At 55.5% G+C, this 15,267-nt stretch carries 14 protein-coding genes, 2 tRNA genes and 1 rRNA gene; 13 read left to right on the top strand and 4 right to left on the bottom strand.

Annotated elements, in window-relative coordinates; all coding sequences use genetic code 11:
- The first annotated feature begins 29 nt into the window (after positions 1-29).
- From rrf to C1N69_RS22030, 3 genes are all read left to right on the top strand, one after another.
- Positions 30-145, top strand: a 5S ribosomal RNA gene (gene rrf, locus C1N69_RS22040).
- A 56-nt stretch (positions 146-201) separates the two neighbouring features.
- Positions 202-278: transfer RNA gene (locus tag C1N69_RS22035), tRNA-Asp, on the top strand.
- A gap of 53 nt (positions 279-331) precedes the next feature.
- A tRNA-Trp gene (locus tag C1N69_RS22030) sits at positions 332-407 on the top strand.
- A 97-nt stretch (positions 408-504) separates the two neighbouring features.
- On the opposite strand, the gene hdfR is transcribed toward C1N69_RS22030, so the two are convergent.
- Positions 505-1,326, bottom strand: a complete 822-nt coding sequence (gene hdfR, locus C1N69_RS22025) for an HTH-type transcriptional regulator HdfR (protein WP_025757599.1) — start codon at positions 1,324-1,326, stop codon at positions 505-507.
- A 118-nt stretch (positions 1,327-1,444) separates the two neighbouring features.
- Between hdfR and C1N69_RS22020 the strand changes: the two genes are divergently transcribed.
- Positions 1,445-1,783, top strand: coding sequence for a MaoP family protein (locus C1N69_RS22020; protein ID WP_025757596.1), 339 nt, complete (start codon positions 1,445-1,447; stop codon positions 1,781-1,783).
- Positions 1,784-1,808: 25 nt separating this feature from the next.
- Here the strand turns inward: C1N69_RS22020 and C1N69_RS22015 are convergent, their stop codons facing one another.
- Positions 1,809-3,329, bottom strand: coding sequence for a YifB family Mg chelatase-like AAA ATPase (locus tag C1N69_RS22015; RefSeq protein ID WP_155031865.1), 1,521 nt, complete (start codon positions 3,327-3,329; stop codon positions 1,809-1,811).
- A gap of 340 nt (positions 3,330-3,669) precedes the next feature.
- On the opposite strand from C1N69_RS22015, the gene ilvL reads away from it, so the two are divergent.
- The 7 genes from ilvL (at position 3,670) to ilvA (ending at position 10,220) form a co-directional block, all read left to right on the top strand.
- Positions 3,670-3,768 carry an ilv operon leader peptide gene (ilvL, locus tag C1N69_RS22010; protein ID WP_001311244.1) on the top strand — a complete coding sequence of 33 codons (99 nt, stop codon included), beginning with the start codon at positions 3,670-3,672 and terminating at the stop codon, positions 3,766-3,768.
- An 86-nt stretch (positions 3,769-3,854) separates the two neighbouring features.
- Positions 3,855-3,905: a peptide IlvX gene (gene ilvX, locus C1N69_RS22005; protein WP_102046757.1), complete on the top strand. Its 51-nt coding sequence runs from the start codon at positions 3,855-3,857 to the stop codon at positions 3,903-3,905.
- Between the two features lie 2 nt (positions 3,906-3,907).
- Positions 3,908-5,554, top strand: a complete 1,647-nt coding sequence (gene ilvG, locus C1N69_RS22000) for an acetolactate synthase 2 catalytic subunit (RefSeq protein WP_155031864.1) — start codon at positions 3,908-3,910, stop codon at positions 5,552-5,554.
- Positions 5,551-5,814: an acetolactate synthase 2 small subunit gene (gene ilvM, locus C1N69_RS21995; RefSeq protein ID WP_003860184.1), complete on the top strand. Its 264-nt coding sequence runs from the start codon at positions 5,551-5,553 to the stop codon at positions 5,812-5,814. Before ilvG ends, ilvM begins: the two co-directional genes overlap by 4 nt.
- An 18-nt stretch (positions 5,815-5,832) precedes the next feature.
- The gene (gene ilvE / locus C1N69_RS21990) at positions 5,833-6,762 is read left to right on the top strand and encodes a branched-chain-amino-acid transaminase (RefSeq protein ID WP_013099287.1); all 930 of its coding nucleotides are present in this window, start codon (positions 5,833-5,835) and stop codon (positions 6,760-6,762) included.
- A gap of 60 nt (positions 6,763-6,822) precedes the next feature.
- Positions 6,823-8,673 (top strand): dihydroxy-acid dehydratase, encoded by a 1,851-nt coding sequence (gene ilvD, locus C1N69_RS21985; RefSeq protein ID WP_059385467.1) that lies wholly within the window; start codon positions 6,823-6,825, stop codon positions 8,671-8,673.
- 2 nt (positions 8,674-8,675) lie between these two features.
- On the top strand, positions 8,676-10,220 hold the full coding sequence (gene ilvA, locus C1N69_RS21980; protein ID WP_094919524.1) for a threonine ammonia-lyase, biosynthetic: 1,545 nt from the start codon (positions 8,676-8,678) through the stop codon (positions 10,218-10,220).
- A gap of 45 nt (positions 10,221-10,265) precedes the next feature.
- Here the strand turns inward: ilvA and ilvY are convergent, their stop codons facing one another.
- On the bottom strand, positions 10,266-11,156 hold the full coding sequence (gene ilvY / locus C1N69_RS21975) for an HTH-type transcriptional activator IlvY (RefSeq protein WP_017382574.1): 891 nt from the start codon (positions 11,154-11,156) through the stop codon (positions 10,266-10,268).
- Between the two features lie 154 nt (positions 11,157-11,310).
- Here ilvY and ilvC point away from each other — a divergent pair, with 154 nt between their 5' ends.
- The gene (ilvC, locus tag C1N69_RS21970) at positions 11,311-12,786 is read left to right on the top strand and encodes a ketol-acid reductoisomerase (RefSeq protein WP_008501571.1); all 1,476 of its coding nucleotides are present in this window, start codon (positions 11,311-11,313) and stop codon (positions 12,784-12,786) included.
- Between the two features lie 86 nt (positions 12,787-12,872).
- On the opposite strand, the gene ppiC is transcribed toward ilvC, so the two are convergent.
- Positions 12,873-13,154 carry a peptidylprolyl isomerase PpiC gene (ppiC, locus tag C1N69_RS21965; RefSeq protein WP_013099282.1) on the bottom strand — a complete coding sequence of 94 codons (282 nt, stop codon included), beginning with the start codon at positions 13,152-13,154 and terminating at the stop codon, positions 12,873-12,875.
- An 85-nt stretch (positions 13,155-13,239) separates the two neighbouring features.
- Here ppiC and rep point away from each other — a divergent pair, with 85 nt between their 5' ends.
- The gene (gene rep / locus C1N69_RS21960; protein ID WP_025757586.1) at positions 13,240-15,264 is read left to right on the top strand and encodes a DNA helicase Rep; all 2,025 of its coding nucleotides are present in this window, start codon (positions 13,240-13,242) and stop codon (positions 15,262-15,264) included.
- Positions 15,265-15,267: the final 3 nt, after the last annotated feature.

Here is a 15,267-nt window from a genome sequence, read left to right as displayed (position 1 = left end):
TCAGCTTTGATACAGATTAACAGAATTTGCCTGGCGGCTTTAGCGCGGTGGTCCCACCTGACCCCATGCCGAACTCAGAAGTGAAACGCCGTAGCGCCGATGGTAGTGTGGGGTCTCCCCATGTGAGAGTAGGGAACTGCCAGGCATCAAATTAAGTAGTAAGCCGGTGCATTAATCCGGTGGTTACAAGCAGTCTTCGGTGGAGCGGTAGTTCAGTCGGTTAGAATACCTGCCTGTCACGCAGGGGGTCGCGGGTTCGAGTCCCGTCCGTTCCGCCACTTATTAAGACATTAAGCCTGCCTTACTGGCAGGCTTAATGGCAAAAAACTTTAGGGGCGTAGCTCAGTTGGTAGAGCACCGGTCTCCAAAACCGGGTGTCGCGAGTTCGAGTCTCTCCGCCCCTGCCATATATAATCCTTTGCTTCGGCAAAGGATTTTTTTTGCCTGAAATACTCTACAGCACCGCTTCTTCATTTTCAGCCAGCCTCCCTGCTGGCTGCTATCTCAATCCATGACGTTGATTTTTAATAGATCTTTTATCTGCGATTGCTTATCACTATTTTGCAGCCAAATGGCATACAGCGGCCTGGTAAGCGTGGTGGAATCCACCACGGTATGCAGCCCGGCTTTAGTGTCTGCCCAGCGAACCGGTAACCAGGTACACCCTTTTAACAAGGGCAGTTGCTGGCAGGCGATCTCTGCAGAGCTGGTTGTTAACTGTGGAACATCATCAGGTGCAATCAATCCCGCCTCATGCTGCTGAAAATCTGGTCCCCATTCCAGCCGCAAATAGGTCAGGTCTGCCTTCATCATCGAAGGTTCAGAGGCATAAAGCGCCAGGCCAAACTGGCCAACAATCTGGCTGCTAAATTCATCCATCTTGGGGGCTTCGGTCGTGATCAAAAGATCAAGCTGACGCTCATGAAGTTGCTTAACCAGCGACTGCCGTTGCGCAATCCTGGCTTCGAATTGCAAATGACCATGAGAATGATACAGCCGGGTAAGCCACTGACTTAACATACATTCCCACAGAGAAGCGCTGGCCCCAATCGAGAACTCATTGTGCCTCGAAGTATGGGCAACCTCTTTGCGCGCTGCCTGCCAGGTATTCATCAGCGTTTCTGCGTACGGGAGCAATTTTTCACCCGCAGGTGTCAAACGGATGTTGTTGCGATGGCGGGTAAAAAGATTCACACCCAGTTGATTTTCCAGCTGTCGAATACGAAAACTGACTGCTGATTGCGTCAGATAAAGGGCTTCAGCTGCTCGCCCAAAGTGGCGTGTTCTGCTCACTTCAAGGAAAGTTTTTAGCAATTCCGTATCCACATCTTTCTCCGCAAAATTATTTGTCGTTATGATTTAAATGTTTTGTTTTACACTCTGTCAAGCGTAACTAATACTCCGCGCCATAAATAGCTCGGCCAAAGAATTAGGAGCGTGTAGGATGGCGGAAAGCTTTACGACGACTAATCGTTTTTTCGACAATAAAAATTATCCACGCGGGTTCTCTCGTCACGGCGACTTCACCATCAAAGAGGCGCAGCTGCTTGAGCGTCATGGTTATGCCTTCAACGAGCTGGATCTGGGTAAACGTGAGCCTGCAACGGAAGATGAAAAGCAGTTTGTCTCCGTGTGCCGTGGTGAGCGTGAACCACAATCTGAAGCGGAACGTGTATGGATCAAGTACATGGCGCGCATTAAGCGTCCAAAGCGTTTCCATACCCTTTCTGGCGGTAAGCCGCAGATGGAAGGTGCTGAAGATTACACCGAGTCTGATGACTAAGAAAAAAGGGGCTGCGGCCCCTTTTTTACGCCAGTAACTTTTGCAGGTGCAAAAGTAAACGGTCGATTGCCCGATAGCTCAACGCTTCCTGCAGATGCTGTCTCTCAATTGCATGACTGCTTTCCACATCGGCGATAGTACGAGCCACTTTTAAAAGACGCTGCCATGCACGAATAGAGAGCCCGAAGCGCGTCAACGTTTCCTCCAGCCACGTCGCATCCTCAGCCTTTAGCTGGCAAAACTGTCGGATCTCAGCATTATCCAGACGGGCATTCAGTTTATTTTGCCGCCTGTACTGCCGGGCCTGAGCGGCAATAACCCGATCGCGAACCGTTACTGAAGACTCTCCTCTGATACTGCTCTGGCTGAGCAGGCCGGGAGGAGGCAAAGGGATCTCCAGGGATAAATCGAAACGATCCAGGAAAGGGCCTGATAACTTTCCCAGATATCGCAGTGTTTGTTCAGGCGTACAGCGGTTGTGATTCCCCTGATAATGACCTGACGGGCTGGGGTTCATTGCCGCAACCAGCTGGAACTGTGCCGGATAGCTTATTTTGGCTCGGGTACGTGAGATATGTATCTCTCCGGATTCAATCGGCTCCCTTAGGGCATCCAGCACGCGCCGCTCAAACTCAGGTAGTTCATCAAGAAACAGGATGCCGTTATGTGCCAGTGAAATCTCTCCCGGCCCCGGAATGGAACCTCCTCCGACCATGGCCGTCAGGGACGCGCTGTGGTGCGGAGAGCGGAAAGGGCGACGTCGCCACTGTTTTTGCAACGACACTGAACTCACCAGGCTCACTATCGCAGCGCTTTCGAGTGCTTCATGGTTACTGAGTGGTGGAAGTAAACCATTCAACCGGCTCGCCAGCATCGTTTTTCCGGTACCCGGCGGGCCAATCAGCAACAGGTTATGCCCGCCGGCAGCGGTGATCTCCAGCGCTCGCTTTCCCTGCTCCTGACCGATAATATCGCTGAGATCGTCGGTGCTTTCAGGCGGTATATCTTCCGTTTCTTCGGGCGCTGACAACCTATGCCGCCCTTCAAGATGGGCGCAGACCTCCTGCAAATGCCCGGCAATAAGGCACCCTTTTTCGGCTATCAGGCTCACTTCCGCACTGTTTTCATTGGCAAGAATGATTTCCCGACCGGCACGTATAGCTTCCAGCGCACCAGAGATAGCGCCAGGAACGCCTCTCAGTGCGCCTGTAAGCGCCAGTTCACCGATGAACTCGTACGAGCCTAGCCTGGACGTATTAAGCTGTTCAGAAGCGGCGAGAAGCGCAATAGCGATAGGTAAATCATATCTCCCGCCCTCTTTAGGCAGATCCGCTGGTGCCAGGTTGATGGTGATCTTTTTCGCCGGGAAGGTATAACCGCTATTGATAATGGCGCTGCGGACCCGATCTCTGGCTTCTTTCACCGTTGTCTCTGGCAAGCCGACAAGCGTTAAGCCGGGCAGTCCATTACTCAGATGAACCTCCACAGAAATAAGCGGTGCTTTTACCCCAATAGCCGCACGCGTATAAACAACTGACAGTGACATAAGCGCCTCCTCGGGCTCTGACTATGCCACTGTCGCTTTCATACCTTGAGTGCTGTTTTAGGGTTTTACGGCATTACTTCCAGACTTTTCGCAGCAATTTGTAATCATTTCTTGTGAGTGGAAGCCACATCGCAGAAAAAAACGTGCCCGTTATGATGACCTGGCGGCGGCGAAAAAAATGAAAAATATTCACCATCTGTTTTTCTCATATAAAACAATGCTTTTCAAAGATATGGTTCGTGAGCTAATCAAAATGGTCATAAATAAATCTTGTGTTTGGTTTAAAAACTGTGATAACTCTTTAGGTATTCCTTCGAGCAAGATGCAAAAAGAACTGAAAATGACAGCCCTTCTACGAGTGATTAGCCTGGTCGTGATTAGCGTGGTGGTGATTATTATCCCACCGTGCGGGGCTGCACTTGGACGAGGAAAGGCTTAGAAATCAAGCCTTAACGAACTAAGACCCCCGCACCGAAAGGTCCGGGGGTTTTTTTATGACTAAAAAACGCAAATGAGGAGCAGAGAATGACAAATAGCACAAAATTCTGTTTCTCCCGATTTATGACGGGGAACTAACTATGAATGGGGCACAGTGGGTAGTACATGCGTTGCGCGCGCAGGGGGTCGAAACAGTATTCGGTTATCCGGGTGGCGCAATTATGCCGATTTACGATGCACTGTATGACGGCGGCGTGGAGCACCTGTTGTGCCGACACGAGCAGGGCGCGGCTATGGCGGCGATCGGTTATGCGCGCGCCACCGGCAAAACCGGCGTCTGCATGGCGACCTCGGGTCCCGGTGCAACTAACCTGATCACCGGTCTGGCTGATGCACTGCTCGATTCCGTTCCGGTCGTCGCCATCACCGGACAGGTTGCATCTCCGTTCATTGGTACCGATGCTTTCCAGGAAGTGGACGTTCTCGGCTTATCCCTGGCCTGCACCAAACACAGCTTCCTCGTCCAGTCTCTGGAAGAGCTGCCGCGGGTGATGGCAGAAGCGTTCGAGGTAGCAAGCTCCGGCCGTCCTGGTCCGGTTCTGGTTGATATCCCGAAAGATATCCAGGTGGCGATCGGCGATCTCGAACCGCACTTCTCCACTGTTGAGAGCGACGATGCGTTTCCGCATGCGGAAATGGAAGAGGCGCGGCAGATGTTGGCCCAGGCGAAACAGCCGATGCTGTACGTCGGTGGTGGCGTGGGCATGGCGCAGGCAGTTCCTGCCCTGCGTGAATTTATCGCGGTGACGCAAATGCCTGCTACCTGCACGCTGAAAGGACTGGGTGCGGTAGATGCGGATTATCCCTGTTATCTGGGCATGCTGGGGATGCACGGTACCAAAGCGGCAAATCTGGCCGTTCAGGAGTGTGACTTGCTCATCGCCGTGGGTGCCCGTTTTGACGATCGCGTCACCGGTAAGCTGAATACCTTCGCGCCGAATGCCAAAGTGATCCATATGGATATCGATCCTGCGGAGATGAACAAATTGCGTCAGGCACATGTTGCCTTGCAGGGCGATCTCAATGCGCTGTTACCGGCATTACAGCAGCCACTGGATATCAATGCGTGGCGAAAGCACACCTCAGACCTGCGTGCTGAACACGCCTGGCGTTACGATCATCCTGGCGACGCTATCTACGCGCCGCTGCTGTTGAAGCAGTTGTCCGATCGGAAACCCGCAGACAGCGTGGTGACGACGGATGTGGGTCAACACCAGATGTGGTCCGCCCAGCACATGACCTATACCCGCCCGGAAAATTTCATCACCTCCAGCGGGTTAGGCACGATGGGCTTCGGCTTGCCTGCTGCCGTGGGTGCGCAGGTCGCCCGCCCGAACGATACGGTAATCTGTATCTCCGGTGACGGCTCCTTCATGATGAACGTTCAGGAGCTGGGCACCGTGAAACGCAAGCAGTTGCCGCTGAAGATCGTGTTGCTCGATAACCAGCGTTTAGGAATGGTTCGCCAGTGGCAACAACTCTTCTTCCAGGAGCGTTACAGCGAAACCACCCTGACTGATAATCCCGATTTCCTCACCCTGGCCAGCGCCTTTGGCATTCCTGGCCAGCACATCACCCGTAAAGACCAGGTTGAAGCGGCACTCGACACCATGCTGTCAAGCGAAGGGCCTTACCTGCTTCATGTCTCAATCGACGAGCTTGAGAATGTCTGGCCGTTGGTACCGCCAGGTGCCAGTAACTCACAAATGCTGGAGAAATTATCATGATGCAACATCAGGTCGCCGTGCAGGCTCGCTTCAATCCGGAGACATTAGAGCGCGTTTTGCGCGTGGTCCGTCATCGTGGCTTTCAGATTTGCTCTATGAATATGGAGACGGCCACTGACGCCCAAAACATCAGTATCGAATTAACCGTTGCCAGCCCGCGCCCGGTCGACTTACTGTTTAGTCAGTTATCAAAGCTGGTAGACGTTGCCCATGTTGCCATCTGCCAGAGCACAACCACATCACAACAAATCCGCGCTTAAGCGTGACAGGAAGAGAAAATGACGACAAAAAAAGCTGATTACATTTGGTTCAATGGTGAGATGGTTCGCTGGGAGGACGCGAAAGTCCACGTGATGTCCCACGCGCTGCACTACGGTACTTCTGTCTTTGAAGGGATCCGTTGCTACGACTCTCACAAAGGGCCAGTGGTGTTCCGTCATCGTGAACATATGCAGCGTCTGCATGACTCAGCCAAAATTTATCGTTTCCCGGTTTCTCAGAGCGTTGATGAGCTGATGGAAGCCTGCCGCGAGGTCATCCGTAAAAACAATCTGACCAGTGCCTATATTCGTCCGCTGGTTTTCGTGGGTGACGTAGGGATGGGCGTTAACCCGCCAGCCGGTTATACCACGGATGTGATCATTGCCGCGTTCCCGTGGGGTGCCTACCTGGGTGCAGAAGCGCTGGAGCAGGGGATCGACGCAATGGTCTCTTCCTGGAATCGTGTGGCACCCAATACGATCCCGACCGCCGCTAAAGCGGGCGGTAACTACCTCTCTTCCCTGCTGGTCGGTAGCGAAGCGCGCCGTCACGGATATCAGGAAGGTATCGCGCTCGATGTGAACGGCTACATCTCCGAAGGCGCCGGTGAAAACCTGTTTGAAGTGAAAGATGGCATCCTGTTCACACCGCCGTTCACCTCGTCCGCGCTGCCGGGCATCACCCGTGACGCCATCATCAAGCTGGCGAAAGATCTGGGTATCGAAGTGCGTGAGCAGGTCCTGTCCCGCGAATCCTTGTACCTGGCGGATGAAGTGTTTATGTCCGGTACCGCGGCTGAAATCACGCCGGTTCGCAGCGTAGACGGTATTCAGGTAGGCGCAGGCCGCTGTGGTCCGGTCACCAAACGCATCCAACAAGCCTTCTTCGGCCTCTTTACCGGCGAAACAGAAGACAAATACGGCTGGTTGGATCAGGTTAATCAATAAGCATAAATATGGGACGGCACGCACCGTCCCTTTGACTCGTCAGACGGGAGTAAATAAAGCATGCCTAAGTATCGTTCCGCCACCACCACCCATGGCCGTAACATGGCCGGTGCCCGCGCGCTGTGGCGCGCCACCGGGATGACCGACGCTGATTTCGGTAAGCCGATTATCGCCGTGGTGAACTCCTTTACCCAGTTTGTACCGGGCCACGTGCACCTGCGCGATCTCGGTAAGCTGGTTGCCGAGCAAATTGAAGCTGCTGGCGGGGTGGCGAAAGAGTTCAACACCATTGCGGTGGATGACGGTATCGCGATGGGGCACGGGGGCATGCTCTATTCACTGCCGTCGCGCGAGCTGATCGCCGACTCGGTGGAGTACATGGTTAACGCCCACTGCGCTGATGCCATGGTTTGTATCTCCAACTGCGATAAAATCACCCCGGGGATGCTGATGGCCTCCCTGCGCCTGAACATTCCGGTGATCTTCGTCTCCGGCGGTCCAATGGAAGCGGGTAAAACCAAGCTCTCCGACAAAATCATCAAGCTCGACCTGGTGGATGCGATGATTCAGGGCGCGGACCCGAAAGTCTCTGACGAGCAGAGTAATCAGGTGGAGCGCTCCGCGTGTCCAACCTGCGGCTCCTGTTCCGGGATGTTCACCGCCAACTCCATGAACTGTCTGACCGAAGCGCTGGGCCTGTCTCAGCCGGGCAACGGCTCGCTGCTGGCGACCCACGCCGATCGTAAACAGCTGTTCCTTAACGCCGGTAAGCGCATCGTTGAGCTGACCAAACGTTACTACGAGCAGGACGATGCCAGCGCGCTGCCGCGCAACATCGCCAGCAAGGCCGCGTTTGAAAACGCCATGACGCTGGATATCGCCATGGGCGGTTCCACCAACACCGTTCTGCACCTGCTGGCTGCCGCGCAGGAAGCCGAAATCGACTTCACCATGAGCGATATCGACAAGCTCTCCCGCAAAGTGCCGCAGCTGTGTAAGGTCGCGCCAAGCACCCAGAAATACCACATGGAAGACGTCCACCGCGCGGGTGGCGTCATCGGTATTCTCGGCGAGCTGGATCGCGCCGGGCTGCTGAACCGCGACGTTCAGAACGTGCTTGGCCTGACGCTGCCGCAGACGCTGGATAAATACGACGTGATGCTGACCGAAGACGACGCGGTGAAAAAGATGTTCCGCGCCGGCCCGGCCGGCATTCGCACCACGCAGGCCTTCTCCCAGGATTGCCGCTGGGACACGCTGGACGATGACCGCGCTGAAGGGTGTATCCGCTCTCTTGAACATGCCTACAGCAAAGACGGCGGTCTGGCCGTGCTGTACGGTAACTTCGCTGAAAACGGCTGTATCGTCAAAACCGCTGGCGTGGATGACAGCATCCTCAAGTTTACTGGCCCGGCAAAAGTCTACGAAAGCCAGGATGAGGCGGTAGACGCCATCCTGGGCGGTAAAGTGGTGGAGGGCGACGTGGTTGTCATCCGCTACGAAGGGCCAAAAGGCGGGCCGGGCATGCAGGAGATGCTCTACCCAACCACCTTCCTGAAATCCATGGGCCTCGGTAAAGCCTGCGCGCTGATCACCGACGGACGTTTCTCGGGCGGTACTTCAGGCCTCTCCATCGGCCACGTCTCTCCGGAAGCGGCAAGCGGCGGTAACATCGCCATCATCGAAGATGGTGACCTGATTGAAATCGACATTCCGAATCGCGGGATCCAGCTCAAGCTGAGCGATCAGGAAATTGCGGCGCGTCGTGAAGCACAGGAAGCGCGCGGTGATAAAGCCTGGACGCCAAAAGACCGCCAGCGTGAAGTCTCCTTTGCCCTGCGCGCTTACGCGAGCCTGGCGACCAGTGCAGACAAAGGCGCGGTACGCGATAAATCGAAACTTGGGGGCTAATGATGGCCGAGTCACAACCCTTATCCGCCGCCCCTGAGGGGGCGGAATATCTCCGGGCGGTGCTGCGCGCACCGGTCTATGAAGCGGTACAGGTCACTCCGCTGCAGAAAATGGAAAAACTCTCCTCGCGCCTCGACAACGTCATTCTGGTCAAGCGCGAAGACCGTCAGCCGGTGCACAGCTTTAAGCTACGCGGGGCATACGCGATGATGGCCGGGCTGACCGATGAGCAAAAAGCGCGCGGCGTGATTACTGCGTCTGCCGGTAACCATGCGCAGGGTGTGGCGTTCTCGTCTGCCCGTTTAGGGTTGAAAGCGTTAATCGTGATGCCGGTGGCTACTGCGGATATCAAAGTCGACGCGGTACGAGGCTTCGGCGGCGAAGTGCTGCTCCATGGAGCAAATTTTGATGAAGCGAAAGCCAAAGCGATCGAGCTGGCGCAACAACAGGGATTCACCTGGGTGCCGCCGTTCGACCATCCGATGGTGATTGCCGGCCAGGGCACGCTGGCGCTGGAGCTGCTGCAGCAGGATGCTCATCTCGACCGCGTTTTCGTCCCGGTGGGCGGTGGTGGATTAGCGGCGGGCGTGGCGGTGCTGATCAAACAGCTGATGCCGCAGATCAAAGTTATTGCCGTAGAAGCAGAAGATTCTGCCTGCCTGAAAGCAGCGCTGGATGCCGGGCATCCGGTAGATCTGCCCCGCGTCGGGCTGTTTGCCGAAGGTGTAGCGGTGAAGCGCATTGGCGACGAAACCTTCCGCCTGTGCCGGGAGTATCTTGATGACATCGTCACCGTTGACAGTGATGCAATCTGTGCAGCGATGAAAGATCTGTTTGAGGATGTGCGTGCGGTGGCAGAACCGTCCGGCGCGCTGGCGCTGGCGGGAATGAAAAAATACATCGCCCAGCACAATATTCGCGGCGAGCGCCTGGCGCACGTACTCTCGGGGGCTAACGTCAATTTCCACGGCCTGCGCTACGTTTCCGAGCGCTGCGAGCTGGGTGAACAGCGTGAAGCGCTGCTGGCGGTCACCATTCCGGAAGAGAAGGGCAGTTTCCTCAAGTTCTGCCAGCTGCTGGGTGGCCGTTCGGTGACGGAGTTCAACTACCGTTTTGCCGATGCGAAAGACGCCTGCATTTTTGTCGGCGTGCGTTTAAGCCGCGGTCTGGAAGAGCGCAAAGAGATCCTCAACCTGTTGCATGAAGGTGGCTACAGTGTGGTGGATCTCTCCGACGACGAAATGGCGAAGCTGCACGTGCGCTATATGGTCGGCGGACGTCCGTCGAAGCCACTCCAGGAACGTCTTTACAGCTTCGAATTCCCGGAATCACCGGGTGCGCTGCTGAAGTTCCTGCATACGCTGGGCACGCACTGGAACATCTCCCTGTTCCACTACCGCAGCCACGGCACCGATTACGGCCGCGTGCTGGCGGCGTTTGAACTCGCCGAGCACGAGCCGGATTTCGAAACGCGCCTGAACGAGCTGGGCTACGAGTGCCACGATGAGACCCATAACCCGGCGTTCAGGTTCTTCCTCGCGGGCTAACGGTTCGGCTGCGCGTAGGCCGGGTAAGCGTAGCGCCACCCGGCTTCAGTGGTTCGGCAGTATCTTCCAGAACGCATCAATAAGCGGCTCATGCAGCCGCTTTTTTTGTGCACATACGCCAAGCTCAAACGGCGTCTTCTCATCGCTGCGTTCTAAAATCATCACGCGATTACGTACCGGCTCCGGGCTATTTTCCAGCACCACCTCCGGCAGCAGCGCCACGCCGCAGCCGAGTGCCACCATTGATACCATCGCCTCATGACCACCGACCGTAGCGTAAATCGATGGATTGCTGATTTTTTGCCGACGGAACCACAGCTCGATGCGGCGACGTACCGGCCCCTGATCGGCCATGATAAACGGTACCGTTGACCAGTCCGGCTTTTCCACTGACACCTGATTACGCACCGGGCAGGGCAGCGCCGGAGCGATCAGTACCACCGCCAGATTTTCCAGCATCGAAAACGCCACCGCGCCGGGCAGGGTTTCCGGTTTCCCGGCAATCGCCAGATCCGCTTCGCCGGTGACCACTTTTTCCATCGCGTCGGCGGCGTCGCCGGTGGTGAGTTTAATTTCAACCGAGGGGTGTTCCGCGCGGAAACGGTCAAGGATAGGCGGCAGATGGCTGTAGGCGGCGGTCACGGAGCAGAAAATATGCAGCTCACCGGAGAGCGACGGCCCTTGCTGATCGATGGTGTGCCGCAGCTGCTGATACTGCAACAAGGTTTGCTGGGCAAAAATGCGCAGCTCTTCTCCTGCTTCCGTGAGCGTGACGGTACGATTATCGCGCACAAACAGCGGCTGGCCGAGGTCTTCTTCAAGACGCTGGATCTGGCGTGAAAGCGTGGAGGGGCTGACGTGCATCGCCCGGGCGCTGCGGCCAAAATGGCGGCTTTCCGCCAGATGCAGGAACATTTTCAGATCGCGTAAATCCACGGATTCCACTCCCCCGTTTTACATTGCAGATATTGCAACATGACGTTGTGAATATATCAATTTCCGCAATAAAATTCCTGTCATATAGTAAGTTCATTCTCGCATAAGCGAACCGAACAATAAGCACGACAACACAACATCACGAGGTATCACCATGGCTAACTACTTCAACACACTGAATCTGCGCCAGCAGCTGGCGCAGCTGGGCAAATGCCGCTTTATGGCGCGCGACGAATTTGCCGATGGCGCGAGCTATCTTCAGGGGAAAAAAGTGGTCATCGTCGGCTGTGGCGCACAGGGTCTGAACCAGGGCCTGAACATGCGTGACTCCGGTCTGGATATCTCTTACGCCCTGCGCAAAGAAGCCATTGCTGAGAAGCGCGCTTCCTGGCGTAAAGCGACCGAAAACGGTTTTAAAGTAGGTACCTACGAAGAGCTGATCCCGCAGGCGGATCTGGTGGTTAACCTGACGCCAGACAAACAGCACTCTGACGTTGTGCGCTCCGTGCAGCCGCTGATGAAAGACGGTGCGGCGCTGGGTTACTCTCACGGCTTCAACATCGTTGAAGTGGGTGAGCAAATCCGTAAAGACATCACCGTCGTGATGGTTGCACCGAAATGCCCGGGTACAGAAGTGCGTGAAGAGTACAAGCGTGGTTTCGGCGTGCCGACCCTCATCGCGGTTCACCCGGAAAACGATCCGAAAGGCGAAGGGATGGCGATCGCGAAAGCATGGGCAGCGGCGACCGGCGGCCACCGTGCAGGCGTTCTGGAATCGTCCTTCGTGGCTGAAGTGAAATCTGACCTGATGGGCGAGCAGACCATTCTGTGCGGCATGCTGCAGGCGGGCTCCCTGCTGTGCTTCGACAAGCTGGTGGAAGAGGGTACCGACCCGGCATACGCTGAAAAACTGATTCAGTTCGGCTGGGAAACCATCACCGAAGCGCTGAAACAGGGTGGTATCACCCTGATGATGGACCGTCTGTCCAACCCGGCGAAACTGCGTGCATACGCGCTGTCTGAGCAGCTGAAAACCATCATGGCTCCGCTGTTCCAGAAACATATGGACGACATTATCTCCGGCGAGTTCTCTTCCGGTATGATGGCGGACTGGGCGAACGACGATAAGAAACTGCTGACCTGGCGTGAAGAGACCGGTAAAACCGCGTTCGAAACCGCGCCACAGTATGAAGGTAAAATCGGCGAGCAGGAGTACTTCGATAAAGGCGTACTGATGATCGCGATGGTGAAAGCAGGCGTTGAGCTGGCGTTCGAAACCATGGTGGATTCCGGCATCATCGAAGAGTCTGCATACTACGAATCACTGCACGAGCTGCCGCTGATCGCGAATACTATCGCCCGTAAGCGTCTGTACGAAATGAACGTGGTTATCTCGGATACCGCAGAATACGGTAACTATCTGTTCTCTTATGCCTGTGTACCGCTGCTGAAAGAGTTTATGACCACTCTGCAGCCGGGCGATCTGGGCAAGGCGATTGCGGAAGGTGCCGTGGACAACGCACAGCTGCGTGATGTAAACGAAGCCATTCGCAGCCACCAGATCGAGAAAGTGGGTCACAAACTGCGTGGCTACATGACCGACATGAAGCGTATCGCGGTAGCGGGTTAACAACTTTGTCGGGTGGCGCTTCGCTTACCCGACCTACAAAACCGTAAGATGTAGGCCGGGTAAGGCGTAGCCGCCACCCGGCTTGTTTATTTGCGGTACAGCACTTTAATCACGTGGTAGCCGAACTGCGTGTGCAGAGGTCCGGTTGGCTCCAGCACCGGGCAGGAGAAGACCACTTTATCAAATGCCGGAACCATCTGGCCCTGGCGGAATTCACCTAAATCACCACCGCGTTTGCCTGATGGACAAATGGAGTGTTTCTTCGCCAGCTTGCCGAAGTCGGCGCCGTTTTTAAGCTGCTCCAGAAGATCCAGAGCCAGTTTCTCTTCTTTAACAAGAATATGCAGTGCTGCTGCTGTTTTTGCCATGATCGTGCCTTGAGTGGTATGGATTAGGCTCGCTATACTACCACGCTGTTATTCTCCCCTCCTGACTTTCATTGAGTGATCATTTATGCGTTTAAACCCCGGACAACAACAAGCCGTCGAATTTGTCACCGGACCGTGTCTGGTGCTGGCGGGGGCTGGATCCGGTAAAACCCGCGTGATCACCAATAAAATTGCCCACCTGATCCGCGGCTGCGGCTATCAGGCCCGACACATTGCGGCGGTAACCTTTACCAATAAAGCGGCACGTGAAATGAAAGAGCGTGTCGGCCAGACCCTGGGGCGTAAAGAGGCGCGCGGCCTGATGATCTCCACCTTCCACACGCTGGGGCTGGATATCATCAAACGCGAATATGCGGCGCTGGGAATGAAGGCCAACTTCTCGCTTTTCGATGACACCGATCAGGTGGCGTTGCTCAAAGAGCTCACCGAGGGGCTGATCGAAGATGACAAAGTGCTGTTGCAACAGCTGATCTCGACGATCTCCAACTGGAAAAACGATCTGATGACTCCCGCACAGGCGGCGGCGAGTGCCAAAGGCGAACGGGATCGGATCTTCGCCCATTGCTACGGCCTGTACGATGCGCACATGAAAGCGTGCAACGTGCTGGATTTTGACGACCTGATCCTGCTGCCAACGCTGCTGCTGCAGCGTAATGAAGAGGTGCGCGAGCGCTGGCAAAACAAGATCCGCTACCTGCTGGTGGATGAATATCAGGACACTAACACCAGCCAGTATGAGCTGGTGAAGCTGCTGGTGGGACAGCGTGCGCGTTTCACCGTGGTAGGCGATGACGACCAGTCTATTTACTCCTGGCGCGGTGCGCGTCCACAAAACCTGGTGCTGCTGAGTAAAGATTTTCCGGCGCTGCAGGTGATTAAGCTCGAGCAGAACTACCGCTCCTCGGGGCGTATCCTGAAAGCGGCCAATATTCTGATTGCCAATAATCCACACGTGTTTGAGAAGCGCCTGTTCTCCGAACTCGGCTATGGCACAGAGTTGAAAGTGCTCAGTGCCAACAATGAAGAGCACGAAGCGGAGCGCGTCACGGGTGAACTGATTGCTCACCACTTCGTCAATAAAACCGACTACAAGGATTACGCGATCCTCTATCGTGGTAACCATCAGTCACGTGTCTTTGAAAAGATGCTGATGCAGAACCGCATCCCGTACAAAATTTCGGGCGGCACCTCGTTCTTCTCGCGGCCGGAAATCAAAGATCTGCTGGCTTACCTGCGCGTGCTCACCAACCCGGATGATGACAGCGCGTTTCTGCGTATTGTGAATACCCCGAAACGTGAGATTGGTCCGGCGACGCTGCAAAAGCTGGGTGAATGGGCGATGACGCGCAACAAAAGCCTGTTCACTGCCAGCTTCGACCTGGGGCTGAGCCAGACGTTAACCGGGCGGGGTTATGATTCGTTAACCCGCTTTACCCACTGGCTGGGTGAAGTGCAGCGTCTGGCGGAGCGTGAACCGGTGGCCGCCGTCCGCGATTTGATCCACGGCATCGACTACGAGTCCTGGCTGTATGAAACGTCTGCCAGCCCGAAGGCGGCAGAGATGCGTATGAAAAACGTTAACCAGCTTTTCAGCTGGATGACGGAAATGCTTGAAGGCTCCGAAATCGACGAGCCAATGACCCTGACGCAGGTGGTCACCCGCTTTACCCTGCGCGATATGATGGAGCGCGGCGAGAGTGAAGAAGAGGCCGATCAGGTTCAGCTGATGACGCTCCACGCGTCAAAAGGGCTGGAGTTCCCGTATGTCTATCTGGTTGGCATGGAAGAGGGGTTATTGCCGCACCAGAGCAGTATCGATGAAGACAACGTCGACGAGGAGCGCCGTCTGGCCTATGTGGGGATCACCCGCGCGCAGAAAGAGCTGACGTTCACCCTCTGTAAAGAGCGTCGTCAATACGGCGAGCTGGTGCGCCCGGAGCCGAGCCGGTTCCTGCTGGAACTGCCGCAGGATGACCTGATCTGGGAACAGGAGCGCAAAGTGATTACCGCAGAAGAGCGTATGCACAAGGGGCAGGCTAACGTGGCGAACATTCGCGCCATGCTGGCAAAAGCTAAAGAGAAAGGATAATTA

The sequence above is a fragment of the Enterobacter sichuanensis genome (genome assembly GCF_009036245.1).
GTDB classification, from domain to species: Bacteria; Pseudomonadota; Gammaproteobacteria; order Enterobacterales; family Enterobacteriaceae; genus Enterobacter; species Enterobacter sichuanensis.
This window is presented reverse-complemented; position numbering and strand designations above follow the sequence as displayed.

Excerpts from the sequence above, each read along its gene's own strand:
- C1N69_RS22020 (WP_025757596.1), top strand. The coding sequence starts at position 1,445 with ATGGCGGAAAGCTTTACGACGACTAATCGTTTTTTCGACAATAAAAAT.
- C1N69_RS22015 (WP_155031865.1), bottom strand. The coding sequence starts at position 3,329 with ATGTCACTGTCAGTTGTTTATACGCGTGCGGCTATTGGGGTAAAAGCA.
- ilvL (WP_001311244.1), top strand. The coding sequence starts at position 3,670 with ATGACAGCCCTTCTACGAGTGATTAGCCTGGTCGTGATTAGCGTGGTG.
- ilvG (WP_155031864.1), top strand. The coding sequence starts at position 3,908 with ATGAATGGGGCACAGTGGGTAGTACATGCGTTGCGCGCGCAGGGGGTC.
- ilvM (WP_003860184.1), top strand. The coding sequence starts at position 5,551 with ATGATGCAACATCAGGTCGCCGTGCAGGCTCGCTTCAATCCGGAGACA.
- ilvE (WP_013099287.1), top strand. The coding sequence starts at position 5,833 with ATGACGACAAAAAAAGCTGATTACATTTGGTTCAATGGTGAGATGGTT.
- ilvD (WP_059385467.1), top strand. The coding sequence starts at position 6,823 with ATGCCTAAGTATCGTTCCGCCACCACCACCCATGGCCGTAACATGGCC.
- ilvA (WP_094919524.1), top strand. The coding sequence starts at position 8,676 with ATGGCCGAGTCACAACCCTTATCCGCCGCCCCTGAGGGGGCGGAATAT.
- ilvC (WP_008501571.1), top strand. The coding sequence starts at position 11,311 with ATGGCTAACTACTTCAACACACTGAATCTGCGCCAGCAGCTGGCGCAG.
- ppiC (WP_013099282.1), bottom strand. The coding sequence starts at position 13,154 with ATGGCAAAAACAGCAGCAGCACTGCATATTCTTGTTAAAGAAGAGAAA.
- rep (WP_025757586.1), top strand. The coding sequence starts at position 13,240 with ATGCGTTTAAACCCCGGACAACAACAAGCCGTCGAATTTGTCACCGGA.